The organism is Rahnella sp. PD12R, from assembly GCF_019200965.1.
In the GTDB taxonomy this organism is placed as follows: Bacteria; Pseudomonadota; Gammaproteobacteria; order Enterobacterales; family Enterobacteriaceae; genus Rahnella; species Rahnella laticis.
Genome location: NZ_JAHTMS010000007.1, coordinates 138,392 through 157,879 on the forward strand (window position 1 = coordinate 138,392; position 19,488 = coordinate 157,879).

Below are 19,488 nucleotides of genomic sequence, written 5' to 3' on the forward strand. Positions count from 1 at the left end.
TCAATGCAGGAATACCTAATCTATTTCTGGTTGCCTTTGCGTGAGCTGCAACTCGAATTATCTCGGGTACATATTGTAATTTTATTTCAGCAACAATGTACTCTGATTGCCCGTAAGCCGTAAACCTTGATCTGACAGCGTGATAACTTGCTGATAAAACCCTGTTTTTATCCTGCGTATTCCAGACGCGTCGAAAACCGACCGCATTCTGTAATTTTATGACAAAACTGAACAGAATTTACCATACTGAAAGTTAGATCTCGGTCAAACTCTGACAAAAAAAGCCGTAAATTCGCCTGACTGACGCTGCCAACGGCCTGAAGCGCGTAGTATATTTTCATCAAATCAGAACGATTTCCTCTTTTCAAAGAAATCGTTGAAACCTATGAGTGGCATGCTTATGAATACATTGGAAAAAATCCAGACCAGCCTTGACATTCTGAGCAAGTCAGAACGCAAAGTTGCAGAAGTTATCCTCGCATCGCCGCAGATTGCTATTCATTCCAGTATTGCCACTCTCGCCCGTATGGCCGACGTCAGTGAACCTACTGTAAACCGTTTTTGCCGTCGTCTCGACACAAAAGGGTTTCCAGATTTTAAACTGCATCTGGCACAAAGTCTGGCAAACGGTACGCCTTATGTGAACCGTCACGTGGATGAAAGCGACAGCGTCAGCGCTTACACCAGTAAAATCTTTGAATCTGCGATGGCCAGCCTCGATCAGGTGAAAAACACCCTGGATATCGCCGCCATCAACCGCGCCGTCGACTTACTCACACAGGCCAAGAAGATTTCCTTCTTCGGGCTGGGGGCTTCCGCCGCCGTCGCGCATGATGCCATGAACAAATTTTTCCGCTTCAACATTCCCGTGGTCTACTTCGATGACATCGTCATGCAGCGTATGAGTTGCATGAACTCCAGCGAAGGCGACGTCGTTGTGCTGATTTCTCACACCGGACGCACCAAAAATCTGGTGGAACTTGCGCACCTTGCCCGCGAAAACGATGCCACGGTCATTGCTATCACCTCTTTTAATACGCCGCTGGCACACGAAGCCACGCTCGCCCTGCTGCTCGATGTGCCCGAAGACACCGACGTTTATATGCCGATGGTCTCGCGGATTGCACAACTGACGCTGATCGACGTGCTGGCCACCGGTTTTACCTTGCGCCGTGGCGCAAAATTCAGAGATAACCTGAAGCGGGTCAAAGAAGCGTTGAAAGAATCGCGCTTTGATAAGGGTATTGTTGTCCCTAACCTGCCTGAATGACATTGCCCTTCGCGGCAGACAGCAAATCATTCACTAAACATATTAATTGAACACCAACGATTTAATAGGGAGTCTGGCGGAAAATCTACGCGCAAAGTGCGCAGGACAAATGTCAGACATGAGGTCAGCGGGTCACACAGGTGAAACCCTTTTGTATTACAATTACACCTCAACCCAATGTGGACCCGCTGTTTTTTGCACAATAATTGCTTCACCAGTTAACGGAGTAAGGCATGTCCAGAAGGCTCAGAAGAACCAAGATTGTTACCACCCTCGGTCCTGCAACTGACCGCGACAACAACCTCGAAAAAATTATTGCCGCCGGTGCAAACGTTGTACGTATGAATTTCTCCCACGGCACCCCTGAAGACCACATCCTGCGCGCCAACAAAGTGCGCGAAATCGCCGCCCGTCTTGGCCGCCACGTGGCTATTCTTGGCGACCTGCAAGGGCCAAAAATCCGCGTATCGACCTTCAAAGAAGGCAAAGTTTTCCTGAATATCGGCGACAAATTCCTGCTCGACGCCAACATGAGCAAGGGTGAAGGCGATAAAGAGAAAGTGGGTATCGACTACAAAGGTCTGCCTGCCGACGTGGTACCGGGCGACATTCTGCTGCTTGATGATGGCCGTGTGCAGCTGAAAGTGCTCGAAGTTCAGGGCATGAAAGTGTTCACCGAAGTCACTGTTGGCGGCCCGCTGTCCAACAACAAAGGCATTAACAAGCTGGGCGGCGGTCTTTCCGCTGAGGCCCTGACTGAAAAAGATAAAGCAGACATTATTACTGCGGCCAAAATGGACGTAGATTATCTGGCAGTTTCATTCCCACGCACGGGCGAAGATCTTAACTACGCACGCCGTCTGGCACGCGATGCCGGCTGTAATGCGCAAATCGTTTCTAAAGTTGAACGTGCTGAAGCCGTTGCGACCGACGCGGCGATGGATGACATCATTCTCGCTTCCGATGTTGTGATGGTGGCCCGTGGTGACCTGGGCGTTGAAATCGGTGACCCGGAACTGGTGGGTATTCAGAAGAAACTGATCCGCCGTGCCCGTCAGCTCAACCGCGCTGTTATTACCGCGACGCAGATGATGGAATCGATGATCACCAATCCGATGCCAACCCGTGCGGAAGTGATGGATGTCGCGAACGCCGTGCTCGACGGAACCGACGCCGTGATGCTTTCTGCTGAAACAGCTGCCGGGCAGTATCCGTCAGAAACCGTGGCTGCTATGGCGCGTGTTTGTCTCGGTGCGGAAAAAATCCCAAGCATCAACGTTTCCAAACACCGTCTGGACGTGGAATTCGATAACATCGAAGAAGCCATTGCCATGTCAGCGATGTACGCCGCCAACCACCTGAAAGGCGTCTCGGCGATTATCTCCATGACCGAATCTGGCCGCACCGCGCTGATGTTGTCACGTATCAGCTCCGGCCTGCCGATTTTTGCCATGTCCCGTCATGAGCACACGCTTAACCTGACCGCCATTTATCGTGGCGTCACGCCGGTCTTCTTCGACAGCGTTAACGACGGCGTCGCAGCCGCTCAGGACGCGGTGAACTTGCTGCGTGATAAAGGTTATCTGCTTTCAGGCGACCTGGTGATCATCACTCAGGGCGACGTGATGAGCACCATAGGCACAACCAATACCAGCCGCCTGTTGCGTGTTGATTAATCTCTAAATGTAATAAAATATAACTCAATGGCCGATTATTATGATCGGCCTTTTTATTTCCCTGCATTTAATAATTTCATTCCTCTGCCGTATGAAGGTATTTAAAGCTCTTAATTTGATCATTATTTTGCCATCTGGTGGAAATACTCCTCTGCATCACAACAATACTTCCGTGATAAAAACAAATTACACCTGCACTTATTATGGCTAAATATAACTTTTTGTATCCTGAATGCCCGGATTGAGAGCACAGAATTGAATAACAAATACAGACTTCTCTCATAGGATTAAGAGTATCCAAAGCCAAATTTACATTTTTATGTGACCTTGATCACATAAAAACATCAAAAACACAGGTATTTGCTAAATGTTCAATGTCGTTATTGAATGATAATGATTTGCATTTATAATGATTCCCAATCGTTAAAACCTTGTATAAATCCGCACAAAGGAAATCAGACAAGACAAATAACCTGCAATTTCTGATAAAGAAAAATAATTAACCATACACTTAACAGGCGTGGCCATGAGCCCTGCCTGCTAACGCTTACGTTCACTGAAATTTCCTTAATACATTCGGGAGGCCGCCCCGCGCCTGCTCCCGATGAAAAGGTCAGATTAAAAGGGTCCAGAATGAGCCAGATAAATAATTGGGAATTAATGCAGGACAGCGCGAATAACCTCTCGCCTGCTCAGGAAAAATTAAGCAAAAATCAGGGTTATATTTTCAATCAAAATAGCACCCCGGACTGGCAGGCGCAGATTGAGCAAGGGATTGAATTAATTAAGTCTCATATTAATCAGACCGAAAAGCCTTTTTCGGGTGTGTCCCCTGCCGAATTAGCCGAACAGTTTCGCCATATTGATTTAACCAAACCCTTAGACGGAACGCGGCTGGCGCTGGAAGAGCTGGACGATTTATATCTTCAGCACGCTGTTTATTTCCATCACCCGAAATACCTCGCACATCTCAACTGCCCGACCGTCGTTCCGTCGCAACTGGCCGAACTTTTTATCAGCGCGATCAACTCTTCCGTCGATACCTGGGACCAGAGCGCAGGCGGTACGCTGATTGAGCAAAAGGTCATCGACTGGACGCTGGCACGCATTGGCTTTGGCGCGCAGTCGGACGGTATTTTCACCAGCGGTGGCACGCAATCAAATCTGATGGCGATGTTGCTGGCGCGCGACAGTCACTGCAAACGCACGCGTCCGCAGCACAGCATCAAATATCAGGGCTTACCGCCGGACGCTAACCGCTGGCGCATCTTCAGTTCACAGGTCAGCCATTTCAGCATTCAGAAATCCGCCGCCCTGCTCGGCCTCGGCTATGACGCCGTGGTGCCTGTCGCCTGTGACGACAAATTCCGTATGGATATCAGCGCGCTGAAACAGGAAATCGAACGCTGTCACGCAGAAGGTTTGATCCCGATTGCCATTGTGGCCACGGCGGGCACCACCGATTTCGGCAGTATCGATCCGCTCAATGAAATCGCGGAAATCTGCCGCAAAGAGAAAATCTGGATGCACGCCGACGCCGCTTATGGCTGTGGTTTACTGGTTTCCCCGCAGCATCGCCAGCGCATAGAAGGGATTCATCTGGCCGATTCCGTGACCGTTGATTATCACAAATCCTTCTTCCAGCCAGTCAGTTGCAGTGCGTTTCTGGTCAACGATCACCGCCATCTGGAACACGTCACTCACCACGCGGAATACCTGAATCCGCTGAGTGCAAAACTGGAAGGCACACCTAATCTGGTCAACAAAAGCATCCAGACCACCAAACGTTTCGACGCCCTGAAAATGTGGCTGACGCTGCGCATCATGGGCCAGCAGGCGCTGGGCGAATCCTTCGATGTGCTGCTGGAACGCGCCACCGAAACCCATCAGCTGATGGAACAAAACCCGAACATTGAAGTGTTGCACAAACCCGAACTGAGCACGCTGGTGTTCCGCTTTGTCCCGCGCATGTCGATGAGCCAGGAGCAGATTGACACCATCAATGCCGACATCCGCAAAGCCATTTTCCGCGACGGCAGCGCCGTGATAGCCGGAACCAAAGTGCATCAGCGCCAGTACCTGAAATTCACCCTGCTCAACCCGACCACCACCAAGGAAGACGTCGCCGATGTGCTCAGCCTTATCACGCATTACGGCAAAGAACTGACCGCCGCCGCGCTGAGCGCCGCGAAGAACCGCTAACAGGAGTTGCACCATGAGCCTTAATTCCCCTGAACTGAATGCAGAAAAACAGACCTACGATTTTATTGCGATTGGCATCGGCCCGTTCAACCTCGGCCTGGCCTGTCTGACGGAGCCAGTAAAAGCGCTGAACGGACTGTTTTTAGATCAAAATGACGGCTTTGACTGGCATACCGGCATGATGCTGGAAAGCGCACACTTGCAGACGCCGTTTATGGCCGATCTGGTGACGCTGGCCGATCCGACCAGCCCTTACAGTTTCCTCAACTATCTGAAGCAACAAGGAAAACTGTACTCTTTTTACATCCGTGAAAACTTCTTCATGATGCGCAAAGAGTTCAATCAGTATTGCCAGTGGGCGTGCGAACAGCTGACCAGCCTGCAATTTTCCACGCGAGTGGAACTGGTGACGTGGGACGCACAAACCGAATGCTATCTGGTGCAGGCGCGCTCGACCAAAGGCGGCGAGAAACGGATTTACCGCGCCAAACGTCTGGTGCTGGGCACCGGTCCGTCACCGTGGATGCCGGCCTGCGCCCGTGAAGCGGGCAGCAACGTTCATCATTCCAGCGCCTACCTGCCGAACAAAGAGCGGATGCAGCGCTCGAAATCCATCACCGTGGTTGGCAGCGGCCAGAGTGCGGCGGAAATTTATTACGACTTGCTTTCAGAAATCGACAAGTACGATTATCACCTGACCTGGGTGACCCGCGCGCCGCGTTTCTATCCGCTGGAGTACAGCAAACTGACGCTGGAAATGACCTCGCCGGAGTACATCGATTACTTCCATGCCCTGCCGATGAGCAAGCGCGACCAGCTGAACCGCGAGCAAAAAGGCTTGTACAAAGGCATCAACATCAGCCTGATCAACGACATCTATGACCTGATGTACACCAAACGCCTGGATGGCCCGCTGAATGTCGATCTCTACACGTATTCGGAGCTGACCGCGCTGACGGGTAACCGCAAAGGCGAGCTGGAGATGACGCTGCTTCACCACGAACAGCAGCAGGAATATCGCCATCAGACGGAATCCGTGGTGCTCGCCACCGGTTACGGTTATCAGCCGCCGCAGTTTATCGAAGGTATTTACAACCGGATTCAGTGGGATGACGCCGGGCGCTACGCCGTCAACCGCAACTACAGCATCGACGCGAACAATCAGATTTTTGTCCAGAACGCCGAACTGCATACCCACGGTTTCGTCACGCCGGATCTGGGTATGGCATGTTACCGCAACAGTTCCATTATTCGTGAAATGCTCGGTGAGGAAGTCTATCCGGTGGAAAAAACGATCGCCTTCCAGACTTTCTGCGCCCGCAGCCTTGCAGACAGATAACGGAGAAATAACCCATGTCTGAACTTACACCCGCTCCCCTGTTCACCTGCCATCGCGACGCCGGGCAGCTGACATTACGCCCGGTGCATCTGGCAAATGACGCCGCCGTCCTGCATGCGTGGATGACGCAGCCTTACGCGCATTTCTGGGGAATGCAAAACAGCAGCGTGGCCGATGTTGATGTTTTCTACCGTGACCTGACTGCCGGAAAACCGCTGGCCGCGCTGATGGGTGAAATCGACGGGCAGCCGCGTTTTCTGATCGAATGCTATCCGGTGCAGGACGATCCATTACGCGATCACTACGACGTTCAGCCCGGCGATATGGGCATGCACATTTTGCTGTCTCCGGCGGATAAACCCGTTTCCGGTTTCAGCTGGCAGGTCTTTTCAGCCGTGATGGAATATCTGTTCAGCCAGCCTGACGTGAAACGCGTGGTGGTTGAGCCGGACGTGCGTAACAAAAAGATCCACAAACTGAATAAGCGTGCAGGTTTCCGCTATCAGAAACAAATTCAACTGACTCATAAAACCGCGTGGCTGGCTTTCTGCCAGCGCGAAGATTTTTTGCAGGCCCGCCAGAAGGAAAAAAACACCATGACTTCATCTCAGCTGCAATCCGGCCAGCATCTGCAACCGGAAATCTGGGCGAAAGCCAATGCCCTGCTGTTACGCAAATGCCTGTCTGAGCTGACGCACGAACGCCTGCTCGCGCCGGTCGCGCTGCAAAACAGTGGCACCTGGACCGATTATCAGCTGGCCGTTCCGGCTTCCGAAATTGAATACCGCTTCCGTGCGCGTCAGTTACCGCTGAACGACTGGATGATTGATCTCGACAGCATTCAGCGTCTGGATAACTTCACGCCGCAACCGCTGGATGCGCTGAAATTTATCATTGAATTTGCGGAGCAGATCGGTATTTCACAGACGATGTTGCCGACCTACATGGAAGAAATCAGCAGCACGCTTTACAGCAGCGCGTACAAACTGGCGAATAACCACACAACCGCAAAACAACTTTCTGAAGCTGATTTCCAGACCGTGGAAACCAGCATGACCGAAGGCCATCCGAGCTTTATCGCCAACAATGGTCGCATCGGTTTTGATGCCGGTGACTACGTGCGTTATGCGCCGGAAGCGGCTATTCCACTGCAACTGGTCTGGGTCGCGGTGCATCATGACAAAGCTCATTTCGCCAGCGTGGAAGGTTTGCCCTACGAAAAACTGATCGCCGAAGAACTGGGCGACGCGCAGATTTGCGCGTTCACGCAGCGTCTGGTCGATAAAGGTGTGGATCCGAAAAACTACTACTTCATGCCGGTTCATCCGTGGCAGTGGCAGAACAAGTTACTGACGGTATTTGCGCCGGACATCGCCCGCCAGTTCCTGATTTATCTGGGGGAAGGTGAGGATAACTATCTCGCGCAGCAGTCCATCCGCACCTTCTATAACGCCAGCCGCCCGAAGGCCCGCTATGTGAAAACTGCGCTGTCGATTCTGAATATGGGCTTCATGCGCGGACTTTCGCCGTATTACATGGCGACCACGCCGGGCATCAACGAATGGCTGGCGGAACTGGTCGAAAACGATTCCTACCTGCAATCCACCGGTTTCAGCATTCTTCAGGAAGTGGCTTCACTGGGTTATCACAACCACTATTTCGAAGAGGCGATTAAGGGCGACAGCGCGTATAAAAAAATGTTTGCTGCGCTGTGGCGTCAGAACCCGGTGGCTCAGTTGCAACCGAACCAGCGCCTGATGACCATGGCCGCCCTTTTACATACCGACAAACACGGCGACGCCCTGATTGTTGAGATGATCAAATCCTCGGGTCTGGCGACCGGCGACTGGCTCAAGCGTTACATGCACGCGTACCTCAGCCCGCTGTTGCACTGCTTCTATCAGTACGATCTGGTGTTTATGCCGCACGGCGAAAACCTGATCCTGCGTTTCGAAAACAACATTCCGGTTAACGCGTTTATGAAAGATATCGCGGAAGAAATCGCCGTGATGAATCCGGATGCGCATCTGCCGGAAAAAGCCAAACGACTGGCGGTCGACGTGCCGGAAGAGCTGAAAATCCTGTCAATCTTCACCGACGTGTTTGCCGGTGTGTTCCGCTTTATCGCCCGCATTCTGGAAGAAAACGGCAATTATCCGGCCGGACAGTTCTGGCAGGTGGTGGCGGAAGTCGTCCGCGATTACCAGATTCAGTATCCGGAGCTGGCTGAGAAGTTTGCCCGTTACGACATGTTTGGCGCGGAGTTCACGCATTCCTGCCTGAACCGTCTGCAACTGGCAAATAACCAGCAGATGATCAACCTGTCGGATCCGGCGCAAAACCTCAAGTTTGCCGGGACGCTGGAAAACCCGATTGCGGCCTACGCGAATAAATACTGAGTCCCGCACTTAAACACGTTTTTTAGCGCGGCCTGAGAGGGTCGCGCTTTTCTGATTTTGAGCAATGGAGAAGTCTTGTTATGTCGTCCGTTTCTGAACCCGCCTCTCAGCTGAGCTGGCGTCAGTGGCTGTTTCCGCTGTCGCTGGTGATGTTCGAATTCGCCACTTATATTGCCCACGATATGATTCAGCCGGGTATGTTGCAGGTGATCAGCGACTTCAGCGCCAGCGCCGACTGGGTTTCCACCTCGCTGACCGCCTATTTGTGTGGCGGAATTCTCCTGCAATGGTTGCTCGGGCCGCTCTCTGACCGCCTGGGGCGCAGGCCGGTTTTGCTGACGGGCGTGGCCTTTTTTACCGTCACCTGCTTTCTCACGGTATTCACGCAAAGCATCGAACAATTCATTCTGATGCGTTTTTTACAGGGCATGAGCCTGTGCTTTATTGGCGCGGTGGGTTACGCCGCCATTCAGGAAGCGTTCAGCGAAGCCCTGAGCGTAAAGCTGATGGCGCTGATGGCCAATATCACGCTGATTGCGCCACTGCTCGGGCCGCTGGCGGGCGCGGCGTTCATTCACTACGCGCCGTGGAAAGCGATGTTTGCGCTGTTTGCGCTGATCTCCGCGCTGTCATTCTGGGGCCTGTGGCGCAGCATGCCGGAAACGGCGTCTGGCCGCGACGGCCGTTTCTCAATGCGCCGCTTACTGGCGGATCACCGCGAAGTGTTCACCAATACTGGCGTGGTCACCGGCTCGTTATCGATCGGGTTGATCACGTTGCCGCTGCTGGCCTGGGTTGCGCAGTCGCCGGTATTGCTCATTCAGGACGCCGGAATGACGCCGTTACAATACGGCTGGCTTCAGGTTCCGGTATTTACCGGGCTTATCATCGGCAACGTTGCGCTGAGTAAACTCAGTGGCAAAGTGCATATCCGTACGCCGGTCTGGCTGGGAATTTTGCCGATTGTTCTCGGGCTTTGCATCAGCGCTTATGCGGCGTTGTTTAGGGTTAATGCCTGGTACTGGATAACGGCGGGGCTGAGCCTGTATGCGCTGGGCTCCGGGCTGGTCAATGCCGGGCTTTACCGGCTGACGCTGTTCTCCAGCCCGACGGGCAAAGGCACGGTGGCCGCGGCGCTCGGGCTGATCACCATTGTGGTTTTTGCGACAGGGATTGAACTGGCGAAACAACTTTATTTCGCACAGGGCTACGGGATTTTCATGCTGGCCGGTTTGTTGTTCGGTACGGCGGGAACCCTGCTGATTACGCTGTTTCTGAAACGCGCTATAAAAGCGGGATAATAAATGCAAAAGAGGCTGAGTTTTACGCTCAGCCTCTTTGCTTAATACGATGTTTAACGCTTACTTTTTCGGGAAAAGCTCTTTGCGGGAATACGGCTCCGGTTCACCCGGTTTGCGTGTTTTCAGCAATTTCAGGATCCAGGTGTATTGCTCAGGATTTGGCCCAACCAGCAACTCCACCTCTTCATTCATACGACGCGCAATCCGGATATCGTCCGCCGTCGCCAGATCATCCATCGGTGGCCGCACAAAAATGTCCAGACGTTGCTCTTTGCCGTTATACACCGGGAAAAGCGGCACTATCTGCGCGCGGCAGACTTTCATCAGACGCCCTACCGCAGGCAACGTTGCCTTGTAGGTTCCAAAGAAATCAACGAATTCGCTGTGTTCCGCGCCGTGATCCTGATCCGGCAGATAATACCCCCAGTAACCCTGACGCACGGAGCTGATGAAGGGTTTGATCCCGTCATTACGGGCATGTAAACGCCCGCCATAGCGGCGACGCACGCTGTTCCACAGATAATCCGTCAGCGGGTTTTTCTGGTTATGGAACATGGCGGCCATTGGCTGACCGCTGGCGGCCATCAGCATCGCCGGGATATCCACAGCCCAGCCGTGTGGCACCAAAAAAATCACATTTTTGCCGTCGCGCTGCATCTGGTCGACAATTTCCTTGCCGTGCCAGTGGATGCGCTGCGTGATTTTTTTGGGGTCACGGAGTGCCAGCTCCGCCATCATCACCATCGACTGCGGCGCGGTGGCAAACATTTCGTCAATGATATGTTCGCGCTCCGCTTCCGGGGTTTCGGGCAGGCAATACAATAGGTTGATCTGCGCGCGACGACGTGCGCCTTTGGCAAACTTTCCGGCCAGACGGCCCAGACTGCCTAAAATCGGATCGCGGACTTTCGCGGGCAGATAAGCCATACCGGCCATCGCCCCGACGCCCAGCCAGATGCCCCAGTAGCGCGGATGGTAAAAGGCTTTCTGAAATTGCGGAATAAATTCTACGGATGATCGTTTTTCTTTTTCTGGCTGCATGCTCAGGCTCTTATGACAAATTCTGGCTTAATGATAAGTGCCGTGAGTTATTTTGCAATAAATCACGGCAGCGAATCAGTAAAACCTGAGGTTCAGTCCAGCTTCAGCTGAGGGACGACTTCGCGGACGGTTGCCAGGTAAGTACTGCGATCTTTACCTGTCAGCCCTTCGGTACGAGGCAGTTTGGCGGTCAGAGGATTGACGGCCAACTGGTTAATCCACATTTCGAAATGCAGATGCGGGCCGGTTGAACGGCCGGTGTTACCGGAAAGCGCAATGCGGTCGCCACGTTTCACTTTCTGTCCAGGTTTTACCAGCAGTTTGCGCAGGTGCATATAGCGGGTCATGTACTGGCGACCATGACGGATAGCGACATAGTTACCGGCCGCACCACCGTTTTTCGCGACCACGACTTCGCCGTCGCCCACCGCAAGCACCGGCGTACCGACAGGCACCGCGAAATCGACACCACGGTGTGGCGCAACGCGGCCCGTGACCGGGTTCAGACGACGCGGGTTAAAGTTTGAGGAAACGCGATACTGTTTGCCGGTCGGGAAACGCAGGAAACCTTTCGCCAGCCCGCTGCCGGTGCGGTCGTAGAATTTACCGTCTTCCGCACGCACGGCGTAATAATCTTTGCCGCCGGAACGCATATGCACAGCCTGCAATTCACTTTGCTCGTTTTTCCCTTCCAGCACTTCGTGGGACATCAGCACCGCGAAATCATCGCCTTTCTGCAATTTACGGAAATCAAGCTGCCACTGGAGCGCTTTGATAACCGCGCTGACTTCACCGCTGGTGAGCCCGGCCGCTTTGGCGCTGGTCACGAAACTGCCGTTCAGCGTGCCTTTAATGACCGAGTCTTTCCACTCGCCTTTCAGGGTTTCCAGTGAAGATTTGAAGGTATTGCCGGAACGGTCAAACGTGTACGTTTCGCGACGGGATTTCTCCCACGTCAGGCGCTGTAAATCGCCCGCATCGTTTAACGTCCATGACAATTGCTGGCCGATTTTCAGGTTACGCAAATCACGGTTAGCGTCCGAAAGCGCAGCAATTTCCGACATATCAATGCCGTACTGATTCAGAATGCTGCTGAGGGTATCGCCGGTAGAAACGACGTATTCATGAACGCCCGCTTCGTTCGCGGTTTTATCGTCCAGATCGTCCTGAGGAATATCATCGTCAGCCGGAGGCGACTGATCGATAGGCTCACTGGCTTCGGGAAGCAGCGAACGCAATTGCTGGTTATCTAACGTGATGTTTTTAACCAGCGGTTTGGTGTCGGAAAGGTCATTGTCCGGGTGATAGGCTAACGGTTTCCAGACGGCGACGGCCAGTGTGACGACGGTCAGCGACCCCAGCATAATGCGGTGGGGCCGTGGAAGGTTGCTATACGCCAGAGCGATAGATCGGGCTATCAGCTGCACTTAAATTCTGTCCTTTTAGCTTACTTCAGGCAGCTCAAATACTGGTTCGTCAGCTGTGACAGGAAGTTCACGTAGCTGTCCGCGCCCAGTTCAATGCCGCTCCCCAGCGGATCCAATGTGCCCATACGCACTTTTGTTCCCTGGGCAACAGCCGTTATGACGGCCGGCCTGAATTGTGGCTCAGCAAAAACGCAGGTCGCTTTTTGCTCAACCAACTGTGTTCGAATGAGATGTAAACGCTGTGCGCCAGGTTGTATTTCGGGATTGATCGTGAAGTGACCAAGTGGCGAAAGGCCGAAGTGTTTTTCAAAGTAGCCGTAGGCATCGTGAAAAACAAAATATCCCTTACCCTGAACAGGTTGCAGAATACTACCAAGGTTTTTGTCAGCTTTTGTCAAGCTCTCTTCAAAATGCGACAAATTTGCATCTAATTGTTGCTTTTTCTGCGGCACAAGCTGCACGAGCTTGTTATGGATGACAATGGCGGTCTCGCGGGCGATTTCCGGCGACAGCCAGACGTGCATATTGTATTCGCCGTGATGGTGATCGCCGTCGTCGTGATCGTGGTCATGTTCATCATCATCGCTGCCTTTGATCAGCATCGGTTTCACCGCCGGAAGTGCGGCGATTTCCACCTGACGATTCGGCGGCAACTGCGCGACCGATTTGGTCATAAAGGCTTCCATTTCCGGCCCCACCCACACCACCAGATCCGCAGTTCGCATACGCTGAATATCCGAAGGCCGCAGCGCAAAATCATGCGGAGACGCGCCATCGGGCAATAATACTTCGGTCGGCATTACGCCGTCGGCAATGGCTGCGGCTATAAACCCCAGCGGACGAACGGAGGCCAGAACGGCGGCCTGAGCGCTGAAAACCGCACCGGAACTGAGGATTGCGGCTGCCAGTAACATCCGTTTAACGCTTTTTTTCTGTATCATGCGGGGTGAACTCATCTTCGTGTTGGGGGAAAACTGGTTATTTTTCGCGAAACGCAATATTATAACATCCGATTTGTTCTGCAAGACCCTATGACATGCCCACATTAGCTACGCTTCAAAATATCTCGGTAACTTTCGGTTCTCGCCGCGTGCTGTCCAACATCTCGCTGAGCCTGCAACCGGGAAAAATACTGACCCTGCTTGGCCCGAACGGCGCAGGGAAATCAACGTTAGTGCGCGTTGTGCTTGGCCTGATTGCGCCAACTGAAGGCACGATGACCTGCGAGCCGGGTTTACGCATCGGCTATGTTCCGCAAAAAATTCATCTTGATCCGACGATGCCGCTGACCGTCAGCCGGTTTATGCGCCTGAAACCCGGCGTGAAAAAAAGTGACATTTTGCCTGCGCTGAAACGCGTTCAGGCGGCGCATCTTCTCGATCAGCCGATGCAAAAACTGTCCGGCGGTGAAAACCAGCGCGTTTTACTGGCGCGTGCGCTTCTGAACAGCCCGCAGCTTCTGGTGCTTGATGAACCGACGCAAGGCGTGGACGTCAACGGCCAGGTTGCGCTGTATAACCTTATCGACAACCTGCGCTGTGAGCTCGGTTGCGCCGTCCTGATGGTGTCGCACGACCTGCATCTGGTGATGGCAAAAACCGACGAAGTTTTGTGCCTGAACCAGCATATTTGCTGTTCCGGCTCGCCGGAGGTGGTGTCCACGCACCCTGAATTTATTGCCATGTTTGGCAACCGGGGCGCGGAGCAACTGGCGATTTACCGTCACAACCATAATCATCGCCACGACTTAAAAGGGAAGATTATTTTGCGCAACACCGGAGGTCGTGACGCATGATCGCGCTGTTATTACCCGGCTGGATCGCCGGGGTTTTGCTGGCGATTGCCGCCGGTCCGCTGGGCTCTTTTGTCGTCTGGCGTCGTATGTCCTATTTCGGTGATACGCTGGCTCACGCATCCCTGCTCGGCGTCGCGTTTGGCCTGCTGCTCAACGTCAATCCGTTTTATACCGTCATCGCCGTAACTTTGCTGCTGGCAGTTTTACTGGTGGCGCTGGAACGCAAACCGCATCTGGCCGTCGATACCCTGCTGGGGATAATGGCGCACAGCGCATTATCCCTCGGCCTGGTAGTGGTCAGCCTGATGTCCGGCGTTCGCGTCGATCTGATGGCGTATCTGTTCGGTGATTTGCTCTCGGTCACGTACAGCGATATCTGGATGATTGCCGTCGGCGTTACCATCGTGATTGCGGTACTTTGCTGGCAGTGGCGGGCATTGCTGTCCATGACCATCAGCCCGGAACTGGCGCATGTTGATGGCGTAAACCTGCAACGTTCGCGGATCATCCTGATGCTGGTCACGGCGCTGACTATCGGTCTGGCGATGAAATTTGTCGGGGCGCTGATCATCACGTCGCTGCTGATTATTCCGGCCGCCACGGCGCGCCGTTTTGCCAAAACACCGGAACAGATGGCGTCAGTCGCCATTGTGATTGGCATTATCGCCGTCACCGCGGGCCTGACGTTTTCAGCTTTCTACGACACACCGGCGGGCCCGTCCGTGGTGCTTTCCGCCGCCGTGCTGTTTATGCTCAGCCTCGGCAAAAAGCAGATTGCCTGACGGCACTATCATTGCAGAAACACCTGTAAAAACGGACGCCCTGAGCGTCCGTTTTCATTTATATCTCTTCTGTTATTCTTTTTGCGCCCTCGCCGCCTGCCTTGCCTGACGCCAGTGCAGCACCGGTGACACCGTCAGTCCGTGGATAACCACGCTGGCCACAATCACCGTAAACGCAATGTTAGTCATGTAATTAGCTTCCGCGCCGTGCAGTCCGTGCGTCCACGCATAAGCGATGTAATTCATACTGCCGATCCCGCGGATGCCAAACCAGCCAATCATCAGCCGCCGTCCGTGCGGCACGCGGATGCCTAGCGTCGTGAAATACACGGCCAGCGGGCGGATCACGATAAACAGTATGGCGGCGATCAGCAGGCCCATCGGCTCCCAGTGTTCCGCCAGCGTAATCCCCAGCACCATCACAATTCCGGCGGCAAACAGCCGTTCGATGGTATCGCCGAATGACAGCGCATCGCCAACCATCAGCCCGATAGAATTTTGCGGCATTTCCACCTGCATGCTGTGGCGCTGATGCGGATTCACCATCCCTTCCGCTGGCGGTGGCCGCCGCCCTTCTTCCAGATCTTCCGGCGGATGCAGCGACACCACGCGCACCTCGGCGCTGCGCAAACCGACACCTGCCGCAAAGGCCGCCAGAAAACCGGACGCATCAAGGCTCTGCGCGGCGGCATAGCTCAGCGCAATCAGCGCCAGCGCCAGAAAATCACTCGGCGCAACCGTGCGCTGTCTGCTGTGAAAACGCGTGGCGCTCAGCCCGACCAGTTTACCCATCGCGAAACCGATACCCAGCCCGCCGAGCAGCGCCCAGACGACATCGCGCCACGCCCAGTGCCAGATAGCTTCAGACGACAACCCTTCGTGCGCGGTAAACAACATTAACGCCAGCATCAGAACGGGCAACGCCGAGCCGTCGTTCATCCCCGCTTCGCTCGACAACGCAACCCGCAGGCCGTCGTCGTCGTTCGCATCATTGACCGCAATCATGCTCGCCAGAACCGGATCCGTCGGCGCGATAATCGCCCCCAGCGCCAGCGCCAGTGGCCAGGACATTCCGGTGATGTAATGGGTAATCACGGTGACACACAGCACGGTCAGCAGCATCGCCGGAAACGCCAGCACCGCGCCGACGCGCCAGCTTTGCGAACGGAAAGGCAACCGGAGTTTGAGGCCGGTAATAAAGAGCGAAGCCGCCATTGCGATTTCGGTAAAACGCGCGGTCAGCGTTGAATACGCCACCAGATCAACGTGCAGTAAATCCAGAACCCACGGGCCGCACACCACGCCCGCCGCCAGATACAATCCAAAAGTCGTCACCGGTCCGCGGGAAATCCATCCCGACGCCAGAGACATAATTAACAATAATCCGCCAACTGCGGCGGTCCATCCCAAAAAACCCATGTTTCGTCCTTTTAAAATGCCATCGTCTAAGCGTAGTACATCGCGAAATTCAGACGTTATCGGGCACAAAAGGCGCGGCACTGGCGCAGACCGTGCGCTAGACTCCTTTTCTGTTTTGACGATTATTTTGACGTTTGTTGTGAAGAGTTATATTAAAACTGAAGGTGACAAAAATTGATTAAATACAGTGTGCTATACCCGAACATCAAAAACGGAACCTTTGATCATGCCTATTACCGCAACGTGCATTTGCCGCTGATTAAAAGCCGCATGGGTGCGTTTTGCCATTCTTATGCCATCGACAAAATCCCTGAAAATGCTCCGGCGGACGCCCCGTTTATCGCCGCGTGCCATATTTACTGCAAATCAATGGAAGATTTCGAACAGGGCATGAAAGACAACGCCGCTGACTTTGTGGCAGACGTGGCGAACTTCACCAATATCGAACCGGTTAAGATGATTTTTGAGGTTGTTGTCTGAACCGGAAACGCCTCGTGAATAATAAGGTTTACCGATAAAACAATCAGTCAGAATAAAGGTTACACCTTGTAAAACTTTATTCTGACTGTTCAGTGAGATTTAGGCGCTGTCCGCTATTTTATCCTGTGGCATTTACTACGATTAAATGACCCATTCATCGTATGAAAGCACCATCATGGATACAAAATCACGGCGTCAGCTGACTGAATTAAGAAAGCAAAGCAAGAAGGAACATGAGGAACTGCTGGCAGATCCCGCTGACTGCGAGCAGGAGACGACGTTCGGGCAGCGTATGGCCGATGCCATCACCGGCGGTATTGCAACCTGGACTTTTATTCTGATCCAGACGGCCATTATTATTGGCTGGACAACGTATAACATTCTGATTAAAAAAAGCGGATTCGATCCTTACCCGTTCGTTTTATTAAACCTTTTCCTGTCATTCCAGGCAGCTTATACCGCACCGGCTATCATGATGAGCCAGAAACGTCAGAATATAAACGACAGTCGCCGCGCGGAAATGGAATCCAACGTCAATGTTAAAACTGACCTTGAACTCTATGCGCTGCATGAAAAAATAGATGACATGAGAGATAAGGAAATTGCCGAGCTGAAAAACAGCGTCCGGGAATTACTGGAAGAATTACGCAAAACCCAACCTGCTGTGCCGAAAAGCGCCTGATTGTTAACTGACAGACGGTCACTTTGACCGTCTGTGTCAGCGCTTCCCTATTCCGAAAATAGTCACTATTTCGTCAGTAATCTTTTAATCGGCGCGCTCGGTTCACGCTTAATGGTATGCAGAAACACCTGCGCTTTATCGTTCACCGCATACTCAGCTGTCACACCAAAATCCTGCACCATCGCCCATTTTTCGAAGAGGGCCTCATCGCTTTCGCGCATGAACCACAACATTCTCACCGCCGTCACTGCCACCTGAGGAATTTGCGTCACTGTGCCGTTAATCCACTTATTTAACGTACTGCGGGGCAATCCAAGCAGGATACACAACGCAGGCTGATCGATATTCAATCGTTGCACGTAGTCCAGAAACTCATTTGCGTTATCTGCCATAGCCTTATCTCCCGAATTTAAAACCTCACACATTGTACAGGAATCTCGTAGGTATTTCATTGCGTCGCTAATCGCTACGAAAAATCCTAATTTTTACCCCTTTAGAGGCATAAAACTGTGTCTGACAGCTACAAATAAGCGCGCTAAGTGAAACATATTCATGTAGCGGTTTAAGTTTACGTTTCTTGACATAAGTCAAACGACCGTGAATGTGTGAAACAAGTCACATTCATCGTATGTATGATTTTCGTTAGGAGACAAGAAGAGCGTTCTGTTAACGCCATTATTTGTCGCTATTAGATACTTATTTCAATGTCGGAAAAAACTTATGAAAGCTCAGGCAACGGACCGTAATACTCAGATCGTAAATGCTTACATCGCAGGAAATCATAACAAAACGGAATTGGCGCGTTACTTCGGAGTATCGGCGTCGACCATTCGCCGTGTTTTAGCAACTGTCGCTATGATAGCTTTCACTGTAGTAGCATCGGTTCCGGCTGTTGCTGCGGACTCCGACAGTCAGTCATTCCTGAATCAGGTTTACGAATTAGGCACTAATAACCCAAAAGTTCTGAATTCGTGGGAAAACTTGTCCTACGATGAACAACAAGATGTCTTTACAGCCAACCCGTCACTGCGTCAGGAATTAAAAGCCCCGGTCAAAACGCCAGCACACGCGGCTGAAATCGAAGCTGACCCCGTTGAACAGACCATCACCCCTCCAGAAGTTAAAATAGTGTTGCCCGATAGCACCATTGAGCAAACTCAACCTGACCATGTTACACAGACAACTTCAACTCTTGTCCAGCAGCAAGTCCGCTCCGCGAATTACGACAAACAAATCACCGCACTGAACGCGGAAGCTGAACAGAATCACGCTGAAGTGTTGTCAGAATCTCATGCGCGTTTTCAGGCGGATAAACAGGTTCTGTCTGAGTCAGAGTCATACACCAATCAGAAATTCAGCGATCTGAAATCTCAGGTTGATGACAACAAAAAAGAAGCTGCCGCAGGTTCTGCTTCTGCGATGGCGCAGGCCAATATTCCGCAGGTTCAGGAATCACAACAGTTTGCGGTCGGCGCGGGTATCGGCGGCTACTACTCCGAAAATGCGCTTTCCGTTGGCGCATCATTCCATGCGGGGCAGGCGACTATCGTCAAAATGTCCGTTTCCGATGACTCGCAAAGCAATGTTGGTTACGGCGCAGGCGTGAGCGTGGGCTGGTAATCACTCAATTATCCGTGGCTGGCGGCGTCAGCCACGGCATTCTGCTAAAACATTT

Annotated in this window: 16 protein-coding genes; 11 read left to right on the forward strand and 5 right to left on the reverse strand. The window is 52.7% G+C overall.

What is annotated here, in order from left to right; all coding sequences use genetic code 11:
- Positions 1-400: 400 nt before the first annotated feature.
- The 6 genes from KWG64_RS15265 (at position 401) to KWG64_RS15290 (ending at position 10,187) form a co-directional block, all read left to right on the forward strand.
- On the forward strand, positions 401-1,270 hold the full coding sequence (locus tag KWG64_RS15265) for a MurR/RpiR family transcriptional regulator (protein ID WP_218522354.1): 870 nt from the start codon (positions 401-403) through the stop codon (positions 1,268-1,270).
- Positions 1,271-1,503: 233 nt separating this feature from the next.
- Positions 1,504-2,946 carry a pyruvate kinase gene (gene pyk, locus KWG64_RS15270; protein ID WP_195815239.1) on the forward strand — a complete coding sequence of 481 codons (1,443 nt, stop codon included), beginning with the start codon at positions 1,504-1,506 and terminating at the stop codon, positions 2,944-2,946.
- A gap of 633 nt (positions 2,947-3,579) precedes the next feature.
- Positions 3,580-5,148: an aspartate aminotransferase family protein gene (locus tag KWG64_RS15275; RefSeq protein ID WP_255562191.1), complete on the forward strand. Its 1,569-nt coding sequence runs from the start codon at positions 3,580-3,582 to the stop codon at positions 5,146-5,148.
- 13 nt (positions 5,149-5,161) lie between these two features.
- A complete protein-coding gene (locus KWG64_RS15280) occupies positions 5,162-6,487 on the forward strand; it encodes a lysine N(6)-hydroxylase/L-ornithine N(5)-oxygenase family protein (protein ID WP_218522355.1) in 1,326 nt (441 codons plus the stop codon).
- 14 nt (positions 6,488-6,501) lie between these two features.
- Positions 6,502-8,886, forward strand: coding sequence for a GNAT family N-acetyltransferase (locus KWG64_RS15285; RefSeq protein WP_218522356.1), 2,385 nt, complete (start codon positions 6,502-6,504; stop codon positions 8,884-8,886).
- Positions 8,887-8,966: 80 nt separating this feature from the next.
- Positions 8,967-10,187, forward strand: a complete 1,221-nt coding sequence (locus KWG64_RS15290; RefSeq protein ID WP_218522357.1) for an MFS transporter — start codon at positions 8,967-8,969, stop codon at positions 10,185-10,187.
- Positions 10,188-10,247: 60 nt separating this feature from the next.
- Here the strand turns inward: KWG64_RS15290 and lpxM are convergent, their stop codons facing one another.
- From lpxM to znuA, 3 genes are all read right to left on the reverse strand, one after another.
- A complete protein-coding gene (gene lpxM / locus KWG64_RS15295; protein ID WP_218522358.1) occupies positions 10,248-11,228 on the reverse strand; it encodes a lauroyl-Kdo(2)-lipid IV(A) myristoyltransferase in 981 nt (326 codons plus the stop codon).
- A 92-nt stretch (positions 11,229-11,320) separates the two neighbouring features.
- Positions 11,321-12,655 carry a murein DD-endopeptidase MepM gene (mepM, locus tag KWG64_RS15300; protein WP_165057806.1) on the reverse strand — a complete coding sequence of 445 codons (1,335 nt, stop codon included), beginning with the start codon at positions 12,653-12,655 and terminating at the stop codon, positions 11,321-11,323.
- A gap of 20 nt (positions 12,656-12,675) precedes the next feature.
- Complete coding sequence (znuA, locus tag KWG64_RS15305) at positions 12,676-13,596, reverse strand: zinc ABC transporter substrate-binding protein ZnuA (RefSeq protein WP_218522359.1); 921 nt, start codon at positions 13,594-13,596, stop codon at positions 12,676-12,678.
- A 95-nt stretch (positions 13,597-13,691) separates the two neighbouring features.
- Between znuA and znuC the strand changes: the two genes are divergently transcribed.
- Together znuC and znuB are read left to right on the forward strand one after the other, a co-directional pair.
- Positions 13,692-14,450, forward strand: a complete 759-nt coding sequence (gene znuC / locus KWG64_RS15310; protein ID WP_104921747.1) for a zinc ABC transporter ATP-binding protein ZnuC — start codon at positions 13,692-13,694, stop codon at positions 14,448-14,450.
- Positions 14,447-15,232: a zinc ABC transporter permease subunit ZnuB gene (gene znuB / locus KWG64_RS15315; RefSeq protein ID WP_218522360.1), complete on the forward strand. Its 786-nt coding sequence runs from the start codon at positions 14,447-14,449 to the stop codon at positions 15,230-15,232. Before znuC ends, znuB begins: the two co-directional genes overlap by 4 nt.
- Before the next feature lie 72 nt (positions 15,233-15,304).
- Here znuB and KWG64_RS15320 read toward each other — a convergent pair whose 3' ends face one another.
- Positions 15,305-16,651: a sodium:proton antiporter gene (locus KWG64_RS15320; protein ID WP_218522361.1), complete on the reverse strand. Its 1,347-nt coding sequence runs from the start codon at positions 16,649-16,651 to the stop codon at positions 15,305-15,307.
- Positions 16,652-16,825: 174 nt separating this feature from the next.
- On the opposite strand from KWG64_RS15320, the gene KWG64_RS15325 reads away from it, so the two are divergent.
- Both KWG64_RS15325 and KWG64_RS15330 read left to right on the forward strand, forming a co-directional pair.
- Positions 16,826-17,131, forward strand: coding sequence for an EthD family reductase (locus KWG64_RS15325; protein ID WP_218522362.1), 306 nt, complete (start codon positions 16,826-16,828; stop codon positions 17,129-17,131).
- A 175-nt stretch (positions 17,132-17,306) separates the two neighbouring features.
- A complete protein-coding gene (locus KWG64_RS15330) occupies positions 17,307-17,813 on the forward strand; it encodes a DUF1003 domain-containing protein (protein ID WP_218522363.1) in 507 nt (168 codons plus the stop codon).
- Between the two features lie 65 nt (positions 17,814-17,878).
- On the opposite strand, the gene KWG64_RS15335 is transcribed toward KWG64_RS15330, so the two are convergent.
- On the reverse strand, positions 17,879-18,205 hold the full coding sequence (locus KWG64_RS15335) for a hypothetical protein (protein ID WP_195823138.1): 327 nt from the start codon (positions 18,203-18,205) through the stop codon (positions 17,879-17,881).
- Positions 18,206-18,668: 463 nt separating this feature from the next.
- Between KWG64_RS15335 and KWG64_RS25695 the strand changes: the two genes are divergently transcribed.
- A complete protein-coding gene (locus KWG64_RS25695; RefSeq protein WP_255562192.1) occupies positions 18,669-19,433 on the forward strand; it encodes a YadA C-terminal domain-containing protein in 765 nt (254 codons plus the stop codon).
- Positions 19,434-19,488 lie beyond the last annotated feature (55 nt).